This is a genomic window from Pseudomonas sp. FBCC-B1565, from assembly GCF_059133265.1.
Genome location: NZ_CP101438.1, coordinates 4961548 through 4982041 on the forward strand (window position 1 = coordinate 4961548; position 20494 = coordinate 4982041).

20 protein-coding genes, 1 tRNA gene and 2 pseudogenes are annotated in these 20494 nt (G+C 59.5%); 8 read left to right on the forward strand and 15 right to left on the reverse strand.

What is annotated here, in order from left to right; all coding sequences use genetic code 11:
* The first annotated feature begins 42 nt into the window (after positions 1–42).
* Positions 43–915, forward strand: a complete 873-nt coding sequence (locus NL123_RS22980; RefSeq protein WP_494356424.1) for an SMP-30/gluconolactonase/LRE family protein — start codon at positions 43–45, stop codon at positions 913–915.
* Positions 916–926: 11 nt separating this feature from the next.
* On the opposite strand, the gene NL123_RS22985 is transcribed toward NL123_RS22980, so the two are convergent.
* Both NL123_RS22985 and NL123_RS22990 read right to left on the reverse strand, forming a co-directional pair.
* Entirely contained in the window at positions 927–1790 is an 864-nt protein-coding gene (locus NL123_RS22985; protein ID WP_494358336.1) for a methyl-accepting chemotaxis protein, read from the reverse strand.
* Between the two features lie 42 nt (positions 1791–1832).
* A pseudogene (locus NL123_RS22990) lies at positions 1833–2552 on the reverse strand (MCP four helix bundle domain-containing protein); the annotation flags it as partial.
* A gap of 367 nt (positions 2553–2919) precedes the next feature.
* Here NL123_RS22990 and NL123_RS22995 point away from each other — a divergent pair.
* Positions 2920–4146, forward strand: a complete 1227-nt coding sequence (locus NL123_RS22995; RefSeq protein WP_494356425.1) for an MFS transporter — start codon at positions 2920–2922, stop codon at positions 4144–4146.
* Positions 4147–4262: 116 nt separating this feature from the next.
* A pseudogene (locus tag NL123_RS23000) lies at positions 4263–5516 on the forward strand (IS3 family transposase).
* 367 nt (positions 5517–5883) lie between these two features.
* Here the strand turns inward: NL123_RS23000 and NL123_RS23005 are convergent.
* The 5 genes from NL123_RS23005 to dapA all read right to left on the reverse strand — a co-directional run bounded on the left by NL123_RS23005 (position 5884) and on the right by dapA (position 9572).
* Positions 5884–5973: transfer RNA gene (locus NL123_RS23005), tRNA-Ser, on the reverse strand.
* A gap of 83 nt (positions 5974–6056) precedes the next feature.
* Positions 6057–6770, reverse strand: a complete 714-nt coding sequence (gene purC / locus NL123_RS23010) for a phosphoribosylaminoimidazolesuccinocarboxamide synthase (protein WP_010212191.1) — start codon at positions 6768–6770, stop codon at positions 6057–6059.
* A 27-nt stretch (positions 6771–6797) separates the two neighbouring features.
* Complete coding sequence (locus NL123_RS23015) at positions 6798–7556, reverse strand: MBL fold metallo-hydrolase (protein WP_494356426.1); 759 nt, start codon at positions 7554–7556, stop codon at positions 6798–6800.
* A gap of 4 nt (positions 7557–7560) precedes the next feature.
* A complete protein-coding gene (gene bamC, locus NL123_RS23020) occupies positions 7561–8676 on the reverse strand; it encodes an NlpB/DapX family lipoprotein (RefSeq protein ID WP_071496792.1) in 1116 nt (371 codons plus the stop codon).
* 17 nt (positions 8677–8693) lie between these two features.
* The gene (dapA, locus tag NL123_RS23025; RefSeq protein ID WP_016975174.1) at positions 8694–9572 is read right to left on the reverse strand and encodes a 4-hydroxy-tetrahydrodipicolinate synthase; all 879 of its coding nucleotides are present in this window, start codon (positions 9570–9572) and stop codon (positions 8694–8696) included.
* A gap of 273 nt (positions 9573–9845) precedes the next feature.
* On the opposite strand from dapA, the gene NL123_RS23030 reads away from it, so the two are divergent.
* Both NL123_RS23030 and NL123_RS23035 read left to right on the forward strand, forming a co-directional pair.
* A complete protein-coding gene (locus tag NL123_RS23030) occupies positions 9846–10406 on the forward strand; it encodes a glycine cleavage system transcriptional repressor (protein WP_003172487.1) in 561 nt (186 codons plus the stop codon).
* Positions 10407–10416: 10 nt separating this feature from the next.
* Positions 10417–10890 carry a peroxiredoxin gene (locus tag NL123_RS23035; RefSeq protein WP_248486821.1) on the forward strand — a complete coding sequence of 158 codons (474 nt, stop codon included), beginning with the start codon at positions 10417–10419 and terminating at the stop codon, positions 10888–10890.
* A gap of 35 nt (positions 10891–10925) precedes the next feature.
* On the opposite strand, the gene NL123_RS23040 is transcribed toward NL123_RS23035, so the two are convergent.
* Entirely contained in the window at positions 10926–11996 is a 1071-nt protein-coding gene (locus NL123_RS23040; protein WP_071496795.1) for an AI-2E family transporter, read from the reverse strand.
* Between the two features lie 30 nt (positions 11997–12026).
* Entirely contained in the window at positions 12027–12266 is a 240-nt protein-coding gene (locus NL123_RS23045; protein ID WP_017137333.1) for a sulfurtransferase TusA family protein, read from the reverse strand.
* Between the two features lie 94 nt (positions 12267–12360).
* Between NL123_RS23045 and NL123_RS23050 the strand changes: the two genes are divergently transcribed.
* A complete protein-coding gene (locus NL123_RS23050; RefSeq protein WP_071488938.1) occupies positions 12361–13794 on the forward strand; it encodes a M48 family metalloprotease in 1434 nt (477 codons plus the stop codon).
* Positions 13795–13859: 65 nt separating this feature from the next.
* Here NL123_RS23050 and NL123_RS23055 read toward each other — a convergent pair whose 3' ends face one another.
* The gene (locus tag NL123_RS23055) at positions 13860–15311 is read right to left on the reverse strand and encodes a DegQ family serine endoprotease (protein WP_494356427.1); all 1452 of its coding nucleotides are present in this window, start codon (positions 15309–15311) and stop codon (positions 13860–13862) included.
* 25 nt (positions 15312–15336) lie between these two features.
* Here NL123_RS23055 and NL123_RS23060 point away from each other — a divergent pair, with 25 nt between their 5' ends.
* Positions 15337–15516, forward strand: coding sequence for a hypothetical protein (locus tag NL123_RS23060; protein ID WP_248486818.1), 180 nt, complete (start codon positions 15337–15339; stop codon positions 15514–15516).
* A gap of 29 nt (positions 15517–15545) precedes the next feature.
* Here the strand turns inward: NL123_RS23060 and NL123_RS23065 are convergent, their stop codons facing one another.
* Genes NL123_RS23065 through rpoE form a run of 3 tightly spaced genes read right to left on the reverse strand, consistent with a single transcriptional unit; the run spans position 15546 to position 17725 of the window.
* Entirely contained in the window at positions 15546–16508 is a 963-nt protein-coding gene (locus NL123_RS23065; protein WP_494356428.1) for a MucB/RseB C-terminal domain-containing protein, read from the reverse strand.
* Positions 16509–16523: 15 nt separating this feature from the next.
* A complete protein-coding gene (locus NL123_RS23070) occupies positions 16524–17111 on the reverse strand; it encodes a sigma-E factor negative regulatory protein (protein WP_003172479.1) in 588 nt (195 codons plus the stop codon).
* A 32-nt stretch (positions 17112–17143) separates the two neighbouring features.
* On the reverse strand, positions 17144–17725 hold the full coding sequence (gene rpoE / locus NL123_RS23075; RefSeq protein WP_003172477.1) for an RNA polymerase sigma factor RpoE/AlgU: 582 nt from the start codon (positions 17723–17725) through the stop codon (positions 17144–17146).
* 463 nt (positions 17726–18188) lie between these two features.
* Between rpoE and nadB the strand changes: the two genes are divergently transcribed.
* Positions 18189–19805 carry an L-aspartate oxidase gene (nadB, locus tag NL123_RS23080; protein WP_248486816.1) on the forward strand — a complete coding sequence of 539 codons (1617 nt, stop codon included), beginning with the start codon at positions 18189–18191 and terminating at the stop codon, positions 19803–19805.
* Here nadB and NL123_RS23085 read toward each other — a convergent pair.
* Positions 19774–20220: a protein YgfX gene (locus NL123_RS23085; RefSeq protein WP_248486815.1), complete on the reverse strand. Its 447-nt coding sequence runs from the start codon at positions 20218–20220 to the stop codon at positions 19774–19776. The genes nadB and NL123_RS23085 overlap by 32 nt on opposite strands.
* A complete protein-coding gene (locus NL123_RS23090) occupies positions 20204–20458 on the reverse strand; it encodes an FAD assembly factor SdhE (protein ID WP_014717362.1) in 255 nt (84 codons plus the stop codon). Before NL123_RS23090 ends, NL123_RS23085 begins: the two co-directional genes overlap by 17 nt.
* Between the last annotated feature and the right edge of the window lie 36 nt (positions 20459–20494).

Consider the following 20494-nt stretch of genomic DNA (forward strand, 5'->3'; position numbering starts at 1 on the left):
GGGTGGTCGACGATCTTCCCCCCCGACGGCTGGCAACTCTCGATGACCAACGCTCCAAAAAAATACCCGGCGCTCCGATTTGGCATGCGCGCAGCAGGCCTGCTGTGCGTGGCAACCCTGGGCTTTTTTGCCTGGCAGAGTTACTACCCCGTCAGTGCCGCCAAGGGGTGGAGTGTCCAAGTGGTGCACCGCGACGTCCCCAAGGCCGCCTCACTGATGCCCCTGGCGGACGGCTCGCTGATGGTCAGCCAGGAACTCGACAAGGCCAAAGGCAGCATTGTACGCATCCACCCCGACGGCAGCCGCGACGTGGTGGTGGCCAGCCTGTCCAAACCCGACGGCCTGTTCGCCACCCGCGGCGGCTGGGTGTTCAGCCAGGAATCGGCCGACCTGCCCGTGAGTTTCTTCAAGGACGGCGTCGTCACCGAACTGTTCAAAGGCGAGAACGTGCAAGGCCTGTGGGATGACGGCGACGATCTCTATGCCATCGAAGACCGCAAACCCGTCGGGCGATTGCTGCGTTATCGCTGGAGCGACCAGACCCTGACCGTAGTACGCGACCAACTGCAGGAAGGCGAGTCCATCGTGCGTTGTACTGACGGGCGGATGCTCTACACCGAGAAGAAAAAAGGCGTGGTGCGCGAACTCACTCAGGACGGCAGCGATCCGGTGGTATTGAGCAACCTGAACAAGCCGACGTTTTTGATGTGCGATGAGCGTGGGCTGTGGATCAATGAAGACTCGACTCATCGGGCGCGCCTGTTACTGATCGATAAGCAAGGGCACCAGCAGACAATTTTGTCGTTCCTGAAGGCGCCGCAATCGATTGTGCGGACCGGTCCGGGTGCCTATTTAGTGGCCGAAGGCGGAAGAGATCGGGTGTTGGAACTGCAGTCCGATTCACTCACGCCTTAACCCTAGTCCCACTACAGCTGAAAACGTGCCACCGCCTCGTTCAGCGCGACGGCCAACTGCGCCAGCTCTCGGCTCGATCCATTAATCTGCCCGGCGCCGGAAGCGGACTGAGCGGACAAGTCGCGGATGTTGACGATGTTGCGATCAACTTCCTTGGCCACCTGCGCCTGCTCCTCTGCGGCACTGGCAATGACAAGGTTGCGCTGGTGAATCTGGTCGATAGAGTCGGTGATCTGGCTCAATGCACCACCCGCGCCCTCAGCCAAGGCCAAGGTATCGGTGGCACGCTGGGTACTCGATTGCATTGATGTGAGTGCATGGTCAGACCCCGAGCGCATCGCGGTCACCATTTGATCGATTTCCAGGGTTGATTGCTGGGTACGGTGCGCCAATGCGCGCACTTCATCAGCCACGACCGCAAAGCCACGCCCGGACTCGCCGGCCCGCGCAGCCTCAATAGCCGCATTGAGAGCCAGCAGGTTGGTCTGTTCGGCAATGGAGCGAATCACGTCGAGTACCTTGCCGATATCGCGCGATTGCTCGGCGAGATTCTGCACCAGCGTCGACGTTTCACCAATGTTAGAACTCAGGGCCTGGATGGCGCTGACGGTTTCGCCGACACGATGCTGGCCTTCGCGCGCCGTTTCATTAGAGAGGCGAGTGGACTCGGAGGTGGAAACGGCATTGCGCGCCACCTCATCCGCCGCCGAGGTCATCTCGTTCACAGCGGTGGCGGCCTGTTCAATTTCAGCGGTCTGCTTTTGCAGGCTGCGGCTGCTTTGATCGGTGATGCCATTCAGGTCGGTGGCGGATGACGCCATCTGCCCTGCAGACTGGCGGATCAGTTGCAGGGTCCCGCGCAGATTGGACTGCATGGTCTTGAGCGCCACGAGCAAGCGGGTTACTTCGTCATCGCCGGTCACGTCTACCGTTTGAGTCAGATCACCGTGGGCAACGTTTTCGGCGGCCCGCACCGCATGGCCCAACGGACCGACAATGCTGCGAGTCAATAACCACGCCAGCGCCACCGTACTCAAGGCGGCCAGCAGCACGAAGCCGACCACCATGGTGCGCGAACGGCTGTATTGCGATTCCGCCTCCTGACCCTGCTGATTGATCTGTGCGTTGTAGTAGTCAGCCAGGGCATTGAGTTGCGCACCGGAACCATCAACCACGGTTTTCATGTCCACCAGCAGCAGCTTGTTAAGCTCGGCGCCCTGCTGCTTATCGGCAAGGATGAAGGACTGTGCCAGACCTTGCTGGTACAGGCGCAGCGACACCTGAAACTGGTCATAGAGCGAGCGCACTTCAGGGGTGTCGATGACCGCATCAAGCTCGGCCAACCTTTTCGTCAGGTCCTGGCTACGGGTGTCCATCTGGCTGCGGTACTGCGCAAGGCTGGCGGGGTTCGGGTCCAACGCCATGCGCAAAGAGATCGTACGAATGCGCAACATGATTTCGCGAATATCCGCCACCAGCCGCATCTTGGGCACCAGCCCACTTTCAACCTGCACCGCGTTGGCGCGGATACTTGCCATGTTCGATAGCGCAAAAAAACCCAGTAGGGCCACCAGCAAAGCAATCAAGGCGAAACCCAGACCCGCACGGCGGGCGATGGACAGGCTGCGAAGGGACATTTTCAGGGGACTCTCTTATCAGGGATACGACGTCGTATGAGAGCGTTTCGGCCCGCCGGGGCAGGACTTTAGCGATGTCGATGGAAGTGCTACTTAATATTTCTGCTGCTGAGAAAGACGGGGAAAATAAAGCGACCAAAAGGATTGCCCGGGGTATCGCAACGCGCGGCCTGTAGGCATTACCTTGGACGTATGTGCGAGAGGTGTACTGGCCATGTCGTGCGGGCTAGAGCGTCGCATCGATAGCACTGATGATTACTATCGAAACGAGCGCCTGCCCGATTTTCAGTACCGGTTCCTATAATCGCCTCCAATTTCCCTCCCCCGCGCCTGACTTCAGGCGACATTCACCCTGGAACCCAACGCCATGCCAAGTGCCAGCCAGGCCCCCAGCGGCCTTCCCGAACATAATCAACAGAGCGTCAAACAGCAGTGGCTGGCGATTCTCTCGGTCGCCGTCGGTGCCTTCGCCCTGGTGACCAGTGAATTTCTCCCAGTGGGCGTGCTCAACGACGTCGCCGCCGACCTCGGCATCAGTGCCGGCCACGCCGGCCTGATGGTGACCCTGCCCGGCATCATGGCCGCCCTCGCCGCCCCGTTGCTGTCGGTGATCATTGGCGCCATGGACCGCCGCTACCTGCTGATCGGCCTGACGCTGATCATGATCATTGCCAACATGGTCGTGGCGTTCGCCAGTGACTTCAGCCTGCTGCTGTTCGGCCGCGTCTTGCTGGGCATCAGTATCGGTGGTTTCTGGGCGACGGCCATCGCCCTCAGCGGCCGCCTGGCGCCCAAGGGTGTGGACGTCGCCAAGGCCACGTCGATCATCATGATGGGCGTGACCCTGGCCACCGTTCTGGGCGTGCCGGTCGGCACTTGGCTCAGTGGCTTGATGGGCTGGCGCATGACGTTCCTGGTGACCGCGCTGGTGGGCATACCGGTGCTGTTGGCGCAGGTCCTCTTGTTGCCTCGGCTGGATCCGGAGAAAGCCATTCTGGTGCGCGACCTGCCCGCCTTGTTCATCAACCCACGGGCTCGGGTCGGGTTGATCGCGGTATTGCTGATCGGCCTGGCGCACTTTGCTGCGTACACCTATGTTGCGCCGTTCTTCAAGAACAGCTCCGGCTTCGACGGCCCGACCATCGGTTCGCTGCTGCTGATGTTTGGCGTGGCAGGGGTTGCGGGTAACATCTTTGCCGGCTTCGCCGCCAACCGCAGCGTGCGCTACACGCTGCTGCTGGTCGCACTGATGATCGGCACCAGCACTGCACTGTTCCCCTACTTCGCCACTGGCTTGACCGGCGCAGCGATGCTGATCGCACTCTGGGGCTTTGCCTTCGGTGCCTTCCCGGCCTGCGCCAGTATCTGGATGTTTGTCGTGGCGCCCAAGGATGTCGAACGCGGCATGCCGCTGTTTGTCGCCCTGTTCCAGGTGATCATTGCCCTGGGTTCGTTCTTTGGCGGGCGAATCGTCGACCAGATGGGCAGCTCGGTGTTGTTGAGCCTGGCCACGGCGTTGGTCGGCGTCGGTTTTATGACTGTGCTGGTGCTGGGGCGGAATGTAAGCAATAGCCTGGCGGCCCAACCCGCCTGAGCGAAGAGTGCCCACCCAAAAAGCCTGCTGAGCCTTAAGCCCAGCAGGCTTTTTTATTTTCAATGTCTCGTCCTAAATAAGGTTTACACCTTCTGACGTCTTATCGGGAAGGTGCAATGAATACGGGCGCAAAACGCAGTCAACGAGATTACACGCTGACTTTTAAATTGTCGGTTGTCGACCAAGTCGAAAAAGGCGAGTTGAGTTATAAAGAAGCTCAACGGCGTTATGGGATTCAGGGTCGTTCGACGGTGTTGGTGTGGTTACGCAAGCATGGTCGGCAGGACTGGAGCCAAGGCGCCTCCATTCGGACCCAGAGGAGCCGACCGATGGACAAACCTACCTTGCCGTTGACTCCCGAGCAAAGAATCAAAGAGCTCGAGGAACAACTGGCACTGGCCAACCAGAAGGCCAAATTCTTTGAAGACGTGGTCGATGTTCTGAAGAACGATTACGGTGTATCCGTTGTAAAAAAGCGGTCCGGCAAGTCGTTGCGCAAACCCAGACCCTGAGTGTCAGCAGGGCTTGCCAGTTTATGAGGATCAGTCGCCAAGCCTATTACAAGCGTGACCGGGTCCATCGTGCCCGAGCCGATCAAGATCAGAAACTTCTCCAGTTTGTGCAGGAAGTTCGTGTGCGCCAACCGTGCATTGGCACCCGCAAATTGCACTCGATGATGCAAGCGAAGCATGACAAGCCAGAATTGCATGTCGGACGAGATCGTTTGTTTGGGGTTTTACGAGAGCACCGGCAGTTGGTGCGCAGGAGACGGGCCTATCACAAGACGACCGATAGCCATCATCGCTTTCGCTGCCATCCCAATTTGCTAAAGCCTGGCCCGCAACAAGTCGTAGCTACTGGCCCGGAACAGGTCTGGGTGGCGGATATCACCTACCTATCTACAGGGCGCGATGAACCGGCCTACCTAAGTTTGGTGACGGATGCCTTCTCGAGGAAAATAGTTGGTTATCACGTGCATGGCAGTCTACATGCCGATTCGGTAGCCCAAGCCTTACGCATGGCGTTGAAGGCACGTCGAACGGGCCAGAAACTGGTTCATCACTCGGATCGCGGCGTGCAGTACTGCTCAGTGCTCTATCAAAAAATCCATGCCAAGCATGGCATCACATGCTCGATGACTGATGGCTACGATTGCTACCAAAACGCCTTGGCAGAACGGGTCAACGGAATCTTGAAGGCGGAACTCTTGCTTCACCGGCCGACAGACTTGGTTCAAGCGGAGCAAATGGTGCGGGAGGCGATCTTGATCTACAACCAGGAGCGCCCGCACTTGTCCTTAAAATACAAAACGCCCGATGCAGTGCATCGGGCGTTGGGGTGAAACAGGTGTAAACCTATTTCAGGACTAGACACAAAGTGTCGCAACGCCCGTCACAGCGATGGAAAAGCCTGGTAATGAGAATTCGCACAATGAATCTTGTGCCCCCAAGCCCCTGGGCTAGCCTGAAAAAGTCGCTGCCGTGGCGACAGACTGCCAAGGAGGTTATATGCCAGCTAGATATCGTGACGCGGTCACAGGGGAGTACGTGACAGAGGCTGAGGCAAAGAAGAGGCCTAGGGAGACGGTGAAGGAGACGGATAAAAAGCCGCCGTCAAAGCCCAAGGGTAAGAAGTAGGGTCAAGCTTGAAGGCTTGCTGGCCACAGAGAAGGAACGATTACATTCCAAAACGAAAAAACCCCGTAGCTTATTCGGCTACGGGGCTTTTTCTATGTAATGGCGGAGAGATAGGGATTCGAACCCTAGGTACCGGTGAAGGTACAACGGATTTCGAATCCGTCCCATTCGGCCACTCTGGCATCTCTCCAACGGCGCGCATCATAACAGCATGATTCGTGGATGCAAAGCGCCGAAGCGATTTTTTTCCGTGCTATCAGATGCTTGCGTCGATTAAAGCGGTACGCCGAGACGATTGGCGACTTCTTCGTAGGCTTCGATGACGTCACCGAGGCCCTGGCGGAAGCGGTCTTTGTCCATCTTCTTCTTGGTGTCCTTGTCCCACAGGCGGCAGCCGTCCGGGCTGAATTCGTCGCCCAGGACGATGGAGCCGTCGTGGAACACACCGAACTCGAGCTTGAAGTCCACCAGCAGCAGGCCTGCGTCGTCGAACAGCTTGCTCAGCACGTCGTTGACCTTGAGGGACAGCTCCTTCATGCGCGCCAGTTGCTCAGCGGTGCCCCAGCCGAATGCCACGACGTGGGATTCGTTGATGAACGGGTCGCCCTTGGCGTCGTCCTTCAGGAACAGTTCGAAGGTGTACGGGTTGAGCTTGAGACCCTCTTCCACGCCCAGGCGCTTGACCAGGCTGCCGGCGGCGTAGTTACGCACGACGCATTCAACCGGGATCATGTCGAGCTTCTTGACCAGGCACTCGTTGTCGCCGAGCAGTTTGTCGAATTGGGTCGGGATGCCGGCCGCTTCGAGCTTCTGCATGATGAAGGCGTTGAACTTGTTGTTCACCATGCCTTTGCGATCAAGTTGTTCGATGCGCTTGCCATCGAACGCCGAGGTGTCGTTGCGAAACAGCAGGATCAGGCGGTTGGCGTCATCGGTCTTGTACACCGACTTGGCTTTGCCGCGGTAGAGTTCTTCACGTTTTTCCATGATGGGCTCCGCTTGCTAAATGGTGGGCTAGGCGATGTGTCGCCAGTCGAGCCCTGAATCTTGATCGGCCAGTTGCAGCCAGTCCGGGTCGCACCCGAGGATGTCGACAAAACATTGCCGGGCCAGCTGCGGCAGGTTGTTCTTGCTGCTCAGGTGGGCCAGGACCAGGTGTTGCAAGTCTTGCCAGCCCAACTCATACACCAGGTACGCCGCCTGGTGGTTGTTCAAATGTCCCAGTTCGCCGCCCACCCGCTGCTTGAGGAAGTAGGGGTAATGACCACGAGCCAGCAGGTCTCGGCAGTGGTTTGACTCGATCATCAAGGCATCGAGGTTCCGGTAACCGTCCAGCACCTTGGTGCAGTAGGAGCCCAGGTCGGTCAGCACACCAAAGCGCCGCTCACCGTCACTGAAGACATACTGCGTCGGCTCCTGGGCGTCATGCGCAACGGCAATCACATCGATGCTCAAGGCACCGATTTGCAACTGCTCGCCACCGGCCAGGAAACCCGCGGGTTCAATGGGTTTGCGCATCCCGCGCAAGGTGCCGCGACTGAGGTACACAGGGAGATTGTAGCGCCGAGACAGCAAACCCACGCCATGCACGTGGTCGGCATGTTCGTGGGTCACCAGAATCGCGCTCAGCTGCGCGGGGTGAACCCCCAGGCGCAGCAGGCGCCGCTCGGTTTCTTTTAACGAGAAACCACAATCCACCAGCACATACGTGTCGTCATGTGCGACCAGCGTGCCGTTCCCTTGGCTACCGCTGCCGAGAACGGCAAAACGCATCGGATCAGCCCAGGTTGTCCTGAATCACGCCCAACACTTTGCGCGCTGTTTCAGCTGGCGCAACGGTATTGATGTTCTTCTCGACGGTGACCTGCACACTGTCGCCCACCTTGCTCAAACGAACCTGGTAACGCTCGGCGCGGGTCTCGATCTCTTCCTTGGTCGGCTTGCTGCCGAACAGTTTGCCGAAGAAACCAGGCTCGTCGTCTTTACGCTCGGCCTTTTCCGCCACGTTGATGTAGTACAGGCCCAGGCTGCGGTTGATGTCTTCAACGCGCCAAGGGCCCTGCTCCAAGGCGCGACCAACACTGGCCCAGGCACGATCGAGGTCTTCACCCAGGTTCAGCACCACGTTGCCGCTGCCGTCCTCAGTGAGGCTGACGCGGCTCGGGGTGTCGTAATCACGGGCGGCGAGCAGGGAAACCGACCCACCCTTCTCGGAGATACGGCTCATGCTGGCCAGCATCTCGTCGACCAGCGCCGAGTCGACACCGGTGTTGACCGAGCGGTTGGTGAAGTCAACGTTGGCGGTGCTGCCGGCCGGGCGCTCGGCGCTGACCACGTAGACTTCACTGGTATTACGCTGCACGCCTGGCTCGATGCGCACACGCACACGAGCTTCGCTGTCGGCGGCTACACCACCGGCCTGCAGGCGCTTGGCCATGGTGGCGGACAGTTCGCTGCCCTGCTGCCATGCCGTGGTGAATTCACCGGTCTGCGGACGCTGCTCGTCGATACGGAAACCGTTGTCCTGGAAGAACTGCACGGCCACTGGCCAGACTTCGGCAGGTGGACGCTGGGCCACGATCCAGCGGGAGTCGCCGCTTTTCTGCAGGCTGTAGTCGCTGGCATCCGCCACGGCCGAGATCGGCTGTGGACGTGGCACCACGTATTCACCTTTAGTGGTGTCGTCGGCGACGTTGCGCGGGATCGGCAGCAACGGGTCAAGGCGCTTGGCGACGTTGACGCCCGGCGGCAATTCCATCGGTTTGGTAGGTTGTGCTTCCAGGTAATCGCTGCCGCGGTCACGGAAGTAGCCTTCCGGGCCCCAGATCCAACCGCAGCCACTGGTGCTGGAGATAATCAAGGCAAGTGCGGAAAGTCCGGCCAATCGCTTCATGCGTAGTGCTTCCTCAATTAAACCAGGACGCCGGACTGGCGCAGGGCCTGTCGCAGCGGTTCGTGACAGGCTTCGCTGAGACGGGTGAGCGGCAGACGGATACCGTCCGGCATCATGCCCATTTCAGTCAGCGCCCACTTCACGGGAATAGGGTTGGATTCGATAAACAGCGTCTTGTTGAGCGGCATCAGCTTCTCGTGGATCGCGCGGGCGGTCACGGCGTCGCCGGCGATGGCGGCGGCGCACATTTCGCTCATGGCACGCGGGGCCACGTTGGCGGTCACGGAGATGTTGCCCTTGCCGCCCAGCAGGATCAGCTCGACAGCGGTGGCGTCGTCACCGGAATACACCAGGAAATCGCTGCTCACGCCGGCCAGTATGTCCTTGGCGCGCTGCAGGTCGCCGGTGGCTTCCTTGATACCGATGATGTTCGGTACGGTGGACAGGCGGATCACGGTCTCGGCCTTCATGTCGCACGCGGTGCGACCCGGTACGTTATAGAGGATCTGCGGGATGTCGACCGCTTCGGCAATGGCGCGGAAATGCTGGTACAGGCCTTCCTGGGTCGGCTTGTTGTAGTACGGGGTCACCAGCAGGCAGGCGTCGGCGCCGGCCTTCTTGGCGTTTTTGGTCAACTCGATGGCTTCACGCGTCGAGTTGGCGCCCGTACCGGCGATCACGGCAATACGGCCCGCAACACGCTTGACCACGAACTCGATGACCTGGATGTGTTCTTCCACATCGAGGGTGGCCGATTCACCGGTGGTGCCGACCGCCACGATGGCGTTGGTGCCTTCTTGCAGGTGGAAGTCCACCAGTTTGCCCAGGCTGTCCCAGTCGAGATGACCTTGTGCATCCATGGGTGTGACCAGTGCCACCATACTGCCCGCAATCATGCAACCGCTCCTGCCGGAAAAAGAGAGCCGTAATGGTACTGGCGCCAAGATGCTTGCACAAGCGAAGTACCGCCTGAGGATGCGTTCTGGCGCAACTAAACGACAGGCAATGCCATCATTGGGCAGAAGCACGCCCTGAAGCACGATGAAATCAGACCGGTCACGCAATGAAAACGCCCCCTCCTATCCCTTGGCGACGGTTTTCGCTACCCTTCATCCTTTGATCGATACAGCCCACACGGTATCGACCGCTCATCGTTTTAGGAAGGCTGCATGTCCACCCCCACAGTTCGCGAACAATTCCTTGTTATCAGTGCCCTCGGCGCCAACCCCATGGAGCTGACCAACGTCCTGTGCCGCGCCAGCCATGAAAACCGCTGCGCCGTCGTGACCTCCCGCCTGACCCGCCACGGCGAGTGCAGCGCGCTGGTCCTGCAGATCTCCGGCACCTGGGATGCCCTGGCGCGCCTGGAAACCGGCCTGCCGGGCCTGGCCAAGAAGCATGACTTCACCGTCAACGTGGTGCGCAGCGCTGCCCTGGAGAATCGCCCCCAGGCCCTGCCGTATGTGGCTTACGTCAGCTCCGCCTATCGCTCGGACATCGTCAACGAGCTGTGCCAGTTCTTCATCGACCACAACGTCGAGCTGGAAAACCTGACCTGCGACACCTACCAGGCCCCGCAAACCGGCGGCACCATGCTTAACGCTACGTTTACCGTAACGTTGCCGGCTGGCGTGCAGATCAGCTGGTTGCGCGACCAGTTCCTGGATTTCGCCGATGCCCTGAACCTCGACGCCTTGATCGAGCCATGGCGCCCACAGAACCCAATGTAAGGAAGTTTTCATGGCGGTAGTCATCGACAAACCCGTAGCCGATTTCGAAGCCCAGGCCACCAGCGGCCAGACCTTCAGCCTCGCCGCCCTAAAGGGCAGGCAAGTGGTGATCTACTTCTACCCGAAGGACAGCACGCCGGGCTGCACCACTGAAGGCCAGGGCTTTCGTGACCAGTACGCAGCGTTCAAGGCGGCCAACACCGAGGTGTTTGGCGTATCGCGTGACAGCGTGAAATCCCACGAGAACTTCAAGGGCAAGCAGGCGTTCCCCTTCGAGCTGATCAGTGACAAGGATGAAGCGGTTTGCCAGCTGTTTGATGTGATCAAGTTGAAGAAGCTGTACGGCAAGGAATACCTGGGTGTGGATCGCAGCACCTTCCTGATCGACAAGGATGGTGTGCTGCGCCAGGAATGGCGTGGCGTGAAAGTGCCAGGGCATGTGGATGCCGTGCTGGCGGCGGCGCAGGCTTTAAACAAGGCTTGAAGCCTTGGGGCGAACACCCCTGTTCGCCCCAATTGTTACAACATCGGCGCAACCACCGGCTCCTGGCGCGGCCACGCATCCAGCACCGCCTTGAACAACGTCGCCAGTGGGATCGCAAAGAACACGCCCCAGAATCCCCATAACCCACCGAACAACAGCACAGCGCAGATGATCGCGACCGGGTGCAGGTTGACGGCCTCCGAGAACAACAGCGGCACCAGCACGTTGCCATCCAGGGTCTGGATGATCCCGTAAACCGCCATCAGGTAGATGAACTGGTCGCTCCAGCCCCACTGGAACAAGGCGATCAAGGTCACAGGTACGGTCACCACCACGGCGCCGACGTAGGGCACCACCACCGAAATCCCCACCAGCAAGGCCAACAAGGCCGCGTAGTTCAAGTCCAGGGCGATGAAGGCGATGTAGGTCACGCCACCGCAGATAATGATCTCGATGACCTTGCCGCGAATGTAGTTGGCGATCTGCCGGTTCATTTCCTCCGCCACCCGGGTAATCAACGCGCGCTCACGAGGGAGGTAGCCTCGCACCCAGCGACCGATCATGGCGCGGTCCTTGAGGAAGAAGAACACCAGGATCGGCACCAGCACCAGGTAGATCATGATGTTGACCAGCAGCGGCAGGCTGGACAGGGAAAAGGTCAGCGCCCATTGCCCGAATTTTCCGATCTCTCCGCGCGCCACTTCGATGGCTTGCAGCACCTGTTCGTCCGACACCAAATGCGGGTAGCGCTCCGGCAACAACAGCAACAGCGACTGCCACTTGGCGAGCATGCCGGGCAGTTCATTGAACAGGGTGATCAACTGATGCCATAGCAGCGGCAATACCACCACGATAAACAGCACCAACAAGCTCATGAACAAGGCGAACACAAGCCCTACCGCCGCACCACCCGGCAGGCGCAGGCGCTCCAGCGTAGTGACCAGGCCCTGCATCAGGTAAGCCAGCACCATCCCCGCCAATACCGGCGCCAGCATGCCGCCCAAGGTCAGTACGGCCGTAAAGGCCAGAAACAGCAGGACCGCCAGCACCACGGCTTCTTCATCGGAGAAGTAGCGCTGGATCCAGTCTCGTAACACTTTGAACATCAATCAACCTCGGGTGATGGGGCAAACGGTTCAGGCCTTGCGCAACCAGTAACGGTAAACACCGGCGGCGTCTTCTTCGTGCAACAGCGTGTGGCCGGCCAACTTGGCAAACGTACGGAAATCACGCTGGGAGCCAGCGTCCGTGGCGATCACCTTGAGCACTGCGCCACTGGCCAGACGATTGAGTTCCAGCTTGGCCTTGAGCAAGGGCAGCGGGCAATTGAGGCCGCTGGCATCGAGTTCGGCATCAAAGGCTACAGCGTTGGTCATGGTTTACTCCGGGCAAGCGTTGGGAGTGCTTAGAATATCTGGTCCGAAGCTCAGTGTCCGGCTACAGTAAGCTCTTTGTCGAAAGGCTCTGTGCATGACTTTTTTGCGCCCCACCCTGCTGACGCTGGCTTGCCTGCTGGCCTCCCCAGGCTTCGCTGACGACCTGCCGTCACTTGGCGACGCCAGTTCTGCCATTGTCTCGCCGCAACAGGAATACCAGTTGGGCCGCGCCTGGCTGGCCTATCTGCGGGGCCAGGTCTCGCAACTCAACGACCCGCAGCTCAAGGACTACGTCGAAACCAGCGTGTACAAGCTGGTGGAGACCAGCCAGGTCAATGACCGGCGGCTGGAATTCATTCTGATCAACAGCCCGCAACTGAACGCCTTTGCCGCACCGGGTGGCATCGTCGGGGTCAACGGCGGCCTGTTCCTCAACGCCCAGACCGAAGGGGAATATGCCTCGGTACTGGCTCACGAACTGGCGCATTTGTCCCAACGCCACTTCGCCCGTGGCGTTGAAGCGCAACAGCGCATGCAGATTCCGATGATGGCCGCCCTGCTCGGCGGCATCATTGCTGCTGCGGCGGGTGCAGGCGATGCAGGTATTGCCGCGATTGCCGGCACCCAGGCTGCGGCGATCCAGGAACAACGTCGGTTCTCTCGCCAGAACGAACAAGAGGCTGACCGTATCGGCATCCTCAACCTGGAAAAGGCCGGTTATGACCCGCGCTCGATGCCGACCATGTTCGAACGCCTGATGCGCCAATACCGCTTCGACGCCAAACCGCCGGAGTTCCTGTTGACGCACCCGGTCACCGAATCGCGGATCGCCGATACCCGCAACCGCGCCGAACAGTCCAAGCCTGGCGGCAAGGAAGACAGCCTGCGCTATCAACTGATTCGTGCACGGGTACAGTTGCAATACGAGGACACGCCAGGCCTTGCCGCCAAGCGTTTCCAGGCGCAGCTCGACGAAAACCCGAAGAACGATGTGGCGCGCTATGGCCTGGCGATCGCCCAGATCAAAGGCTCCCAGTTCAAGCAGGCTCGGGAAAACCTTGCGCCGCTGCTGGCCAAAGCGCCCAACGACATCACCTACAACCTGGCGCAAATTCAGTTGGACATCGACAACAGCCGCCTGCCGGATGCCCAGCAACGTACGGATCGGATGCTCACCCAGTATCCGGGTAACTATCCGTTGAATCAGGTGCGCGTGGACCTGCTGCTCAAGCAGAACCGTACCGCCGATGCGGAAAAGGCGCTGGACGGTTTGCTCAAGTCTCGCCCGGATGACCCGGACGTGTGGTACCAGGTCGCTGAGACCCGCGGCTTGTCGGGCAACATCATCGGGCTGCATCAGGCTCGCGCCGAGTACTTTGCGCTGGTGGGTGATTTCCAGCAGGCTATCCAGCAGTTGGATTTTGCCAAGCGTCGCGCCGGCAGCAATTTCCCGCTGTCGTCGCGCATCGATGCACGCCAGCGTGAGTTGATCGAACAGGAACGCCTGGTCAAAGGGATGATGAGCTAAACCGATCAGGCACAAAAAAGCCCCGCCCTCGTTAAACGAAGGCTGGGCTTTTTGTTATTACCGACTTACTCAGCCAGTTTGAAGGTAATGAAGCTGGCGCGGCCCTGACGCAACACACGCATCGAGACCGAGCGGTTCTTCGGCAACGCCTTGGCGATGTCAGTGAACTGCTTGGTGGTCTCGATCGCCTGATTGTTCAGGTGGGTGATGACGTCACCCGGCTGCAGGCCGATAAGGGAAGCAGGACCGTCCTGCACTTCCTTGATCACGACGCCGCTCTTGAGATCGAAGCTCTTTTTCTGCTCAGCGGTCAGCTCGGCCACGGCAATGCCCAGGCGATTGCTGCTGCGCTCGGCGCCCGGCTTGGTGCTGCCAAGGGCATCCAGGGTTGCGCCTTCTTCAGGGATAGCACCCACGGTCAGCTCAACGGTCTGGCGCTTGCCTTCGCGGATCACTTCCAGCTTGGCTTTGCTACCGGCCTTGAGCGCACCTACCAGGTGCGGCAGATCGGCCGACATGACGATCGGCTGGCCGTTCATGCTCAGGATCACGTCGCCAACTTGCAGGCCGCCTTTGGCAGCCGGGCCGTCGTCCTGGATCTGTGCGACCAGCGCGCCGGCCGGCTTGTCGAGACCGAAGGATTCAGCCAAATCTTTGTTCACTTCCTGAATTACCACGCCCAACCAACCACGGCTGACCTTGCCACCGCTTTTCAGCTGGTTGGAGACGTCCATGGCCACGTCGATCGGGATCGCGAACGACACCCCCATGAAGCCACCGGAACGGGTGTAGATCTGCGAGTTGATGCCGACCACTTCGCCCGCCAGGTTGAACAGCGGACCACCGGAGTTACCCGGGTTGATCGGCACGTCGGTCTGGATGAACGGTACGTAGTTTTCGTTCGGCAGGCTGCGGCCGATGGCGCTGACGATGCCTTGGGTCACGGTATGGTCAAAACCAAACGGCGAACCGATGGCGACCACCCACTGGCCGGCTTTCAGGTCCTGGGATTTGCCCAGCTTGAGCACAGGCAAGTCCTTGCCGTCGATCTTCAGCAAGGCCACGTCGGAACGTGGGTCGGTACCGACGAGCTTGGCTTTCAGCTCACTGCGATCGGCCAGGCGCACGAGAATCTCGTCAGCGTCGGCAATCACGTGGTTGTTGGTAAGGATGTAGCCGTCCGGCGAAATAATGAAACCCGAGCCCAGGGACTGGGCCTCGCGCTGACCACCACCACCACCACCACCACCACCACGGGGTGCGCGCTGTTGCGGCATGCCGCGCTCGAAGAACTCGCGCAGCATCGGCGGCAGGCCTTCCAGGTCCGGCATCTGCTGGTTGGAGACTTTGCGATCCGGCAGTTTTTGCGTGGTACTGATGTTCACCACGGCAGGTGAGGCTTGCTCGACCAATTGGGTGAAGTCAGGCAGCTCGACTGCTTGCGCAGGCAAGGCCTGACCCAGCACCAACACCGTGGCGACTATGGATAGGTAAGACTTCAAACGTGGTATCGACATACAGCTCCCGTTACGACGAGCAGGGTTGAGCGACAGGGTTCAAGAAACGCCGGAAACTGCGACCGACATCTTTGTTCCGCGAACAAAACAAGGCCAGAGCCGACAAGCCCTGACCTATAAAAAACATGAGGGATTTTTGCAAGTGAAAATGCTGATCCAGACATTTCATGCTCTCGGCAGCCAACCTGGCATGGAAGTACAGTGAAACGTCAGGATGAACATAGGATTAAAGACTCACGGCTGGACGGCTGGTTTTTTTTCACCACGCACCGATAGCGCGATACGCTCTGCGGTGCCGATGGGTATTTCACCTACCACCGTCACCATCATTTCACCGTCCACCGTGTTCAGCCGACGCGATACCGCCACTGTAGGGCCCAGCTGAGTGCGGGTCTCCGTGACGCTTGCATCGCTGATCGGCTCCAGGAATACCGAGAACCGCGCCAACCCGTCTTCATACATCAGGCTGTCGACGGTCGCTTTGGTCTGAGTGTCTTTGCGGGCACTGGTGTTGGTCAGCTGAAAACCCGGCGGCAACCATTCCATATGCCAAGTCTCGGTAGATTGCACCTCTGGCGCCTTGCTATTTGCGACGGCGATAGGTGTACAGTCGCTGCTGGGTTGCAGATCCCGGTCATCAGGCACGACCGAAGTATTCAATCGCGTGAACTGGAAGCGCTCCAGCAATTGCCCTTGATCATTCAGCAGCAGGGACTTGAGCGGCAGCGCGGTCTCTCTATCCAGGTGCAGTTCAAAACCATAACGGTACTGGTCACGCGGTGTGATCGATACGATGACCGCATTTCGACCGGCCACGCGCGATTTGCCAATGACGGCCAGTTCGTAGAATTGATTGAGTTTTTGCGGATCGAGCGCACGTGACGGTGCATCACGGGAATTGCCAATGCCTGCGACGAGGGTGCCGCTGACGCATTGTGTCCGGCCATCCAACCGCACGACTTCCTGGGCAGAACCATCGAGCTGCAAGAGCCGCTCACGGACCTGACCGTCCTGGACACGATGCCAGATGTCATGGGTGGAAAAACTGCCGTTACGTTCATAAACGAACGTACCTTGAAAGCTTTGCTGTTGCTCTGCACGCCCAAGTCGAGTCAGCCAGTCTTGGGCTTCATCGGCGTGGGCGGGGAGTGCAAACCAACCACTGAGCAAAAGCGTAAGGAGCGGTATGGCTCGCATAGAGCTCCTTACGGATTAGCGGTTTTCCAGGCTTGCTGCACGAGCATAAGGCAGAGCGCTTTCAGTGCCCTTCAGAGCCGATTCCTGTGCGTGCTGGCGCAGGTAGCCTGGAAGACGCTGGTCTTGCCAGCCGGATTGCCCTTGCAGTACACCGTTGGCCATCGGGCCGGTGGTGTCAGAGCTTTCCTTGTAGCCGGCCAATACCGCTGGGCCTTTGACTTGCGGACCGGCCATGACCGGTTGCTGAGTCTGTTGGGCCAGTTCGGCACCGGCGATTTCATCCTGGTTGTACAGGCGAACACCAGCAAGCACGGCAACAGTTACCGAGGCAGCAACTGCCAAGCGACCCAGGCTACGCCATGGACCACGAGCAGCTTTTGCCGGAACGGCTTCATCAGCCAGCGCAGCAGAAACGGCCGCAGCAATATCCAGACGAGGGATTAGAAGATCCTTGTGCATCACCGCCCGAGCGACTTGGTAACGAGACCAGGTATCACGGGTTTCGGCATCATCAAATGCGTTGAGCACTCGACGAAGTTCCAGTTCATCCGCTTCGTTATCCATCACTGCGGACAGCGATTCCTGCAGGGCATCACGACTCATGGCGGTTCCTCTCTTGGCTGTCGCCGCTGTCTTTAGTTCTCTTGCAACAACGGTTGCAAGGCTTTATCGATGGCTTCCCGGGCCCGGAAAATCCGTGACCTTACAGTCCCCACCGGACACTGCATGACGCTCGCAATGTCTTCGTAACTCAGACCATCGAATTCACGTAAAGTTAACGCCGTACGCAAATCTTCTGGCAGTTGCTGAATTGTGCGATGAACGGTGCCTTCGATCTCGTCGCGCAGCAATGCACGCTCCGGCGACTCGAGATCCTTGAGGCCGTGATCACCATCGTAAAATTCCGCATCTTCTGAACTTACATCGCTATCTGGCGGGCGGCGTCCGCGAGACACCAGATAGTTCTTCGCCGTGTTGATGGCGATTCGGTATAGCCACGTGTAAAACGCACTATCACCGCGAAAGTTACCAAGTGCACGGTAAGCCTTGATAAAGGCTTCCTGTGCAACGTCCTGCGCTTCATGGGTGTCGTGCACAAACCGCACGATCAACCCGAGAATTTTGTGCTGGTATTTCAGCACTAGCAGATCAAAAGCTCGCTTGTCGCCGCGTTGGACGCGCTCGACCAGCTGCTGATCCTCTTCCTGGGTTAGCATGAACACTCCTCGTAGTACTTGAAGGAGGCTTGCATAACTAAACGATCAGGCTTGCAAACATAGACTCGGTCTTTTCGCAAAAGTTCTCCCCCTTCAAGCAAGTTTCCGGCACGCACTGATTTGGCACACACGAAAAACGCAGCACGGGCAACGCCGACTGCGCGAATAATCTTGTCGTCGGTTTTCTGACGCGTCCAATGCTCCCGACGGGCCAATAAACTCAACGTTTTCCCAGCTTTCGGGCAACCTGCTATTGAGTCGGGGCCTATGCAAAAAGTTCCCGCTTCAATAACCAGCTGATTCTACCCGAGCCGTGCACCGTAATCTCACATTGCCACGAATGCCCGGCTATTGTGCCGCTCCACCCCTCTATATACTAGTAGCCCGTGTGCCCCTTTGATTCGCCGATCCAGGCGTCCTGTTTGCGCCACCTCTTCGGATCGCTTTTTGCGGAATCCTTCCAATGAGCCAACAGTTTCAACACGATGTCTTGGTGATCGGCAGCGGCGCGGCCGGTTTGAGCCTAGCGCTGACCCTCCCCAGCCACCTGCGCATTGCGGTACTGAGCAAAGGCGACCTGGCCAACGGCTCGACATTCTGGGCCCAGGGCGGTGTCGCCGCCGTGCTGGACGACACCGACACGGTGCAATCCCATGTCGAAGACACCCTCAACGCCGGCGGCGGCCTGTGCAATGAAGAAGCGGTGCGCTTCACTGTCGAGCACAGCCGCGAGGCCATCCAATGGCTGATAGACCAGGGCGTCCCCTTTACCCGCGATGAGCACGCAGGCAGCGACGACGGTGGTTTCGAGTTCCACCTGACCCGCGAGGGCGGCCACAGTCACCGTCGCATCATTCATGCCGCCGATGCCACAGGTGCGGCGATTTTCAGGACATTGCTCGACCAGGCGCGCCAACGCCCCAACATCGAATTGCTGGAGCAACGCGTCGCCGTCGACCTGATCACCGAAAAACGCCTGGGCCTGGACGGCGAGCGCTGCCTCGGCGCCTACGTGCTCAACCGGGGCAGCGGCGAAGTCGACACCTACGGCGCACGCTTCACCATCCTCGCCTCTGGCGGCGCGGCCAAGGTCTACCTCTATACCAGTAACCCCGACGGCGCCTGCGGTGACGGCATCGCCATGGCCTGGCGTTCGGGCTGCCGGGTGGCCAACCTGGAATTCAACCAGTTCCACCCCACCTGCCTGTACCACCCACAGGCCAAGAGCTTCCTGATCACCGAAGCCCTGCGTGGCGAAGGCGCACACCTGAAACTGCCCAACGGCGAACGCTTCATGCAGCGCTTCGACCCTCGCGCCGAACTGGCCCCGCGCGATATCGTCGCCCGCGCCATCGACCATGAGATGAAGCGCCTGGGTATCGACTGTGTGTATCTCGACATCAGCCACAAACCCGAAGCCTTCATCAAGACCCACTTCCCCACCGTCTATGAGCGCTGCCTGGCGTTCAACATCGACATCACCAAGAGCCCGATCCCGGTGGTGCCGGCTGCGCACTACACCTGCGGCGGCGTGATGGTCGACCAGCACGGTCGCACCGACGTACCGGGTCTGTACGCGATTGGCGAAACCAGCTTCACCGGCCTGCACGGCGCCAACCGCATGGCCAGCAACTCGCTGCTCGAATGCTTCGTCTACGCACGCTCTGCGGCGGCGGACATACTCGAACAATTGCCCCGCATTCCGGTGCCAGCCGCCCTGCCCCGCTGGGACGCCAGCCAGGTGACCGACTCGGACGAAGATGTGATCATCGCGCACAACTGGGACGAGCTGCGCCGCTTCATGTGGGACTACGTGGGGATCGTGCGCACCAACAAGCGCCTGCAACGCGCGCAACATCGCGTAAGGCTGCTGCTGGACGAGATCGACGAGTTCTACAGCAACTACAAAGTCAGCCGCGACCTCATCGAGCTGCGCAACCTGGCCCAGGTCGCCGAATTGATGATCCGCTCGGCCATGGAGCGCAAGGAGAGCCGAGGCCTGCATTACACCCTCGACTATCCGCAGATGCTGCCCGAGGCCCGCGACACTATCCTGGTGCCAACCACCTACGGCGGCTGAACTTCAGGCGTACACGCAGGCGCCGGTGCACATCGGCGGCCTGCGAATCCCTCGGCACACAGACCGAACGTACCCGCCGTTCGCCCTGCACCCGATAACGCAGCACCACGATCAACGGCAACGCCAGGCTATCGCGACGCAACTGCACGCTGTGCCAGCCCCGCGCGGCACTCCACAGCTGCCAGCCGTCTGCATCGCGGCGCAGGCCACCAATCGACGAACGGTGAGTCAACAGGACAGCGCGTGGCAAAACCCAGGCGGCGTGCGCCAGGCACACCAGCATGCCAAGGCTCGAAAAAGGAAGTTGCACGAACATCAAGGCGCCCAGCGCAAACAGCTGGGCAAGGAGATAGGCCGCCAGCAACAGCCGTGAGGCCTGCCAGCGGCATTCAAAGCTATTACTTGGGCTGGACACGATCCAGGATCATCCGGACCATGCGCTGCAGCTCCGGGTCTTCCGACTCGGCGCGTTCCATGAACCAGCCGAACATGTCCTGGTCTTCGCACGTCAGCAGGCGGACATAGAGGTCGCGATCCACTTGATTGAGCGTCGCGTAGACCTCCTTGGTGAAAGGCACCAGCAACACATCCAACTCCAGCATACCGCGACGGCTGTGCCAGTAGAGGCGATTGATTTCTACATCTTCGACCATGGAGCGCTCCTCAAATAGGCGGCAAGTATACAGACC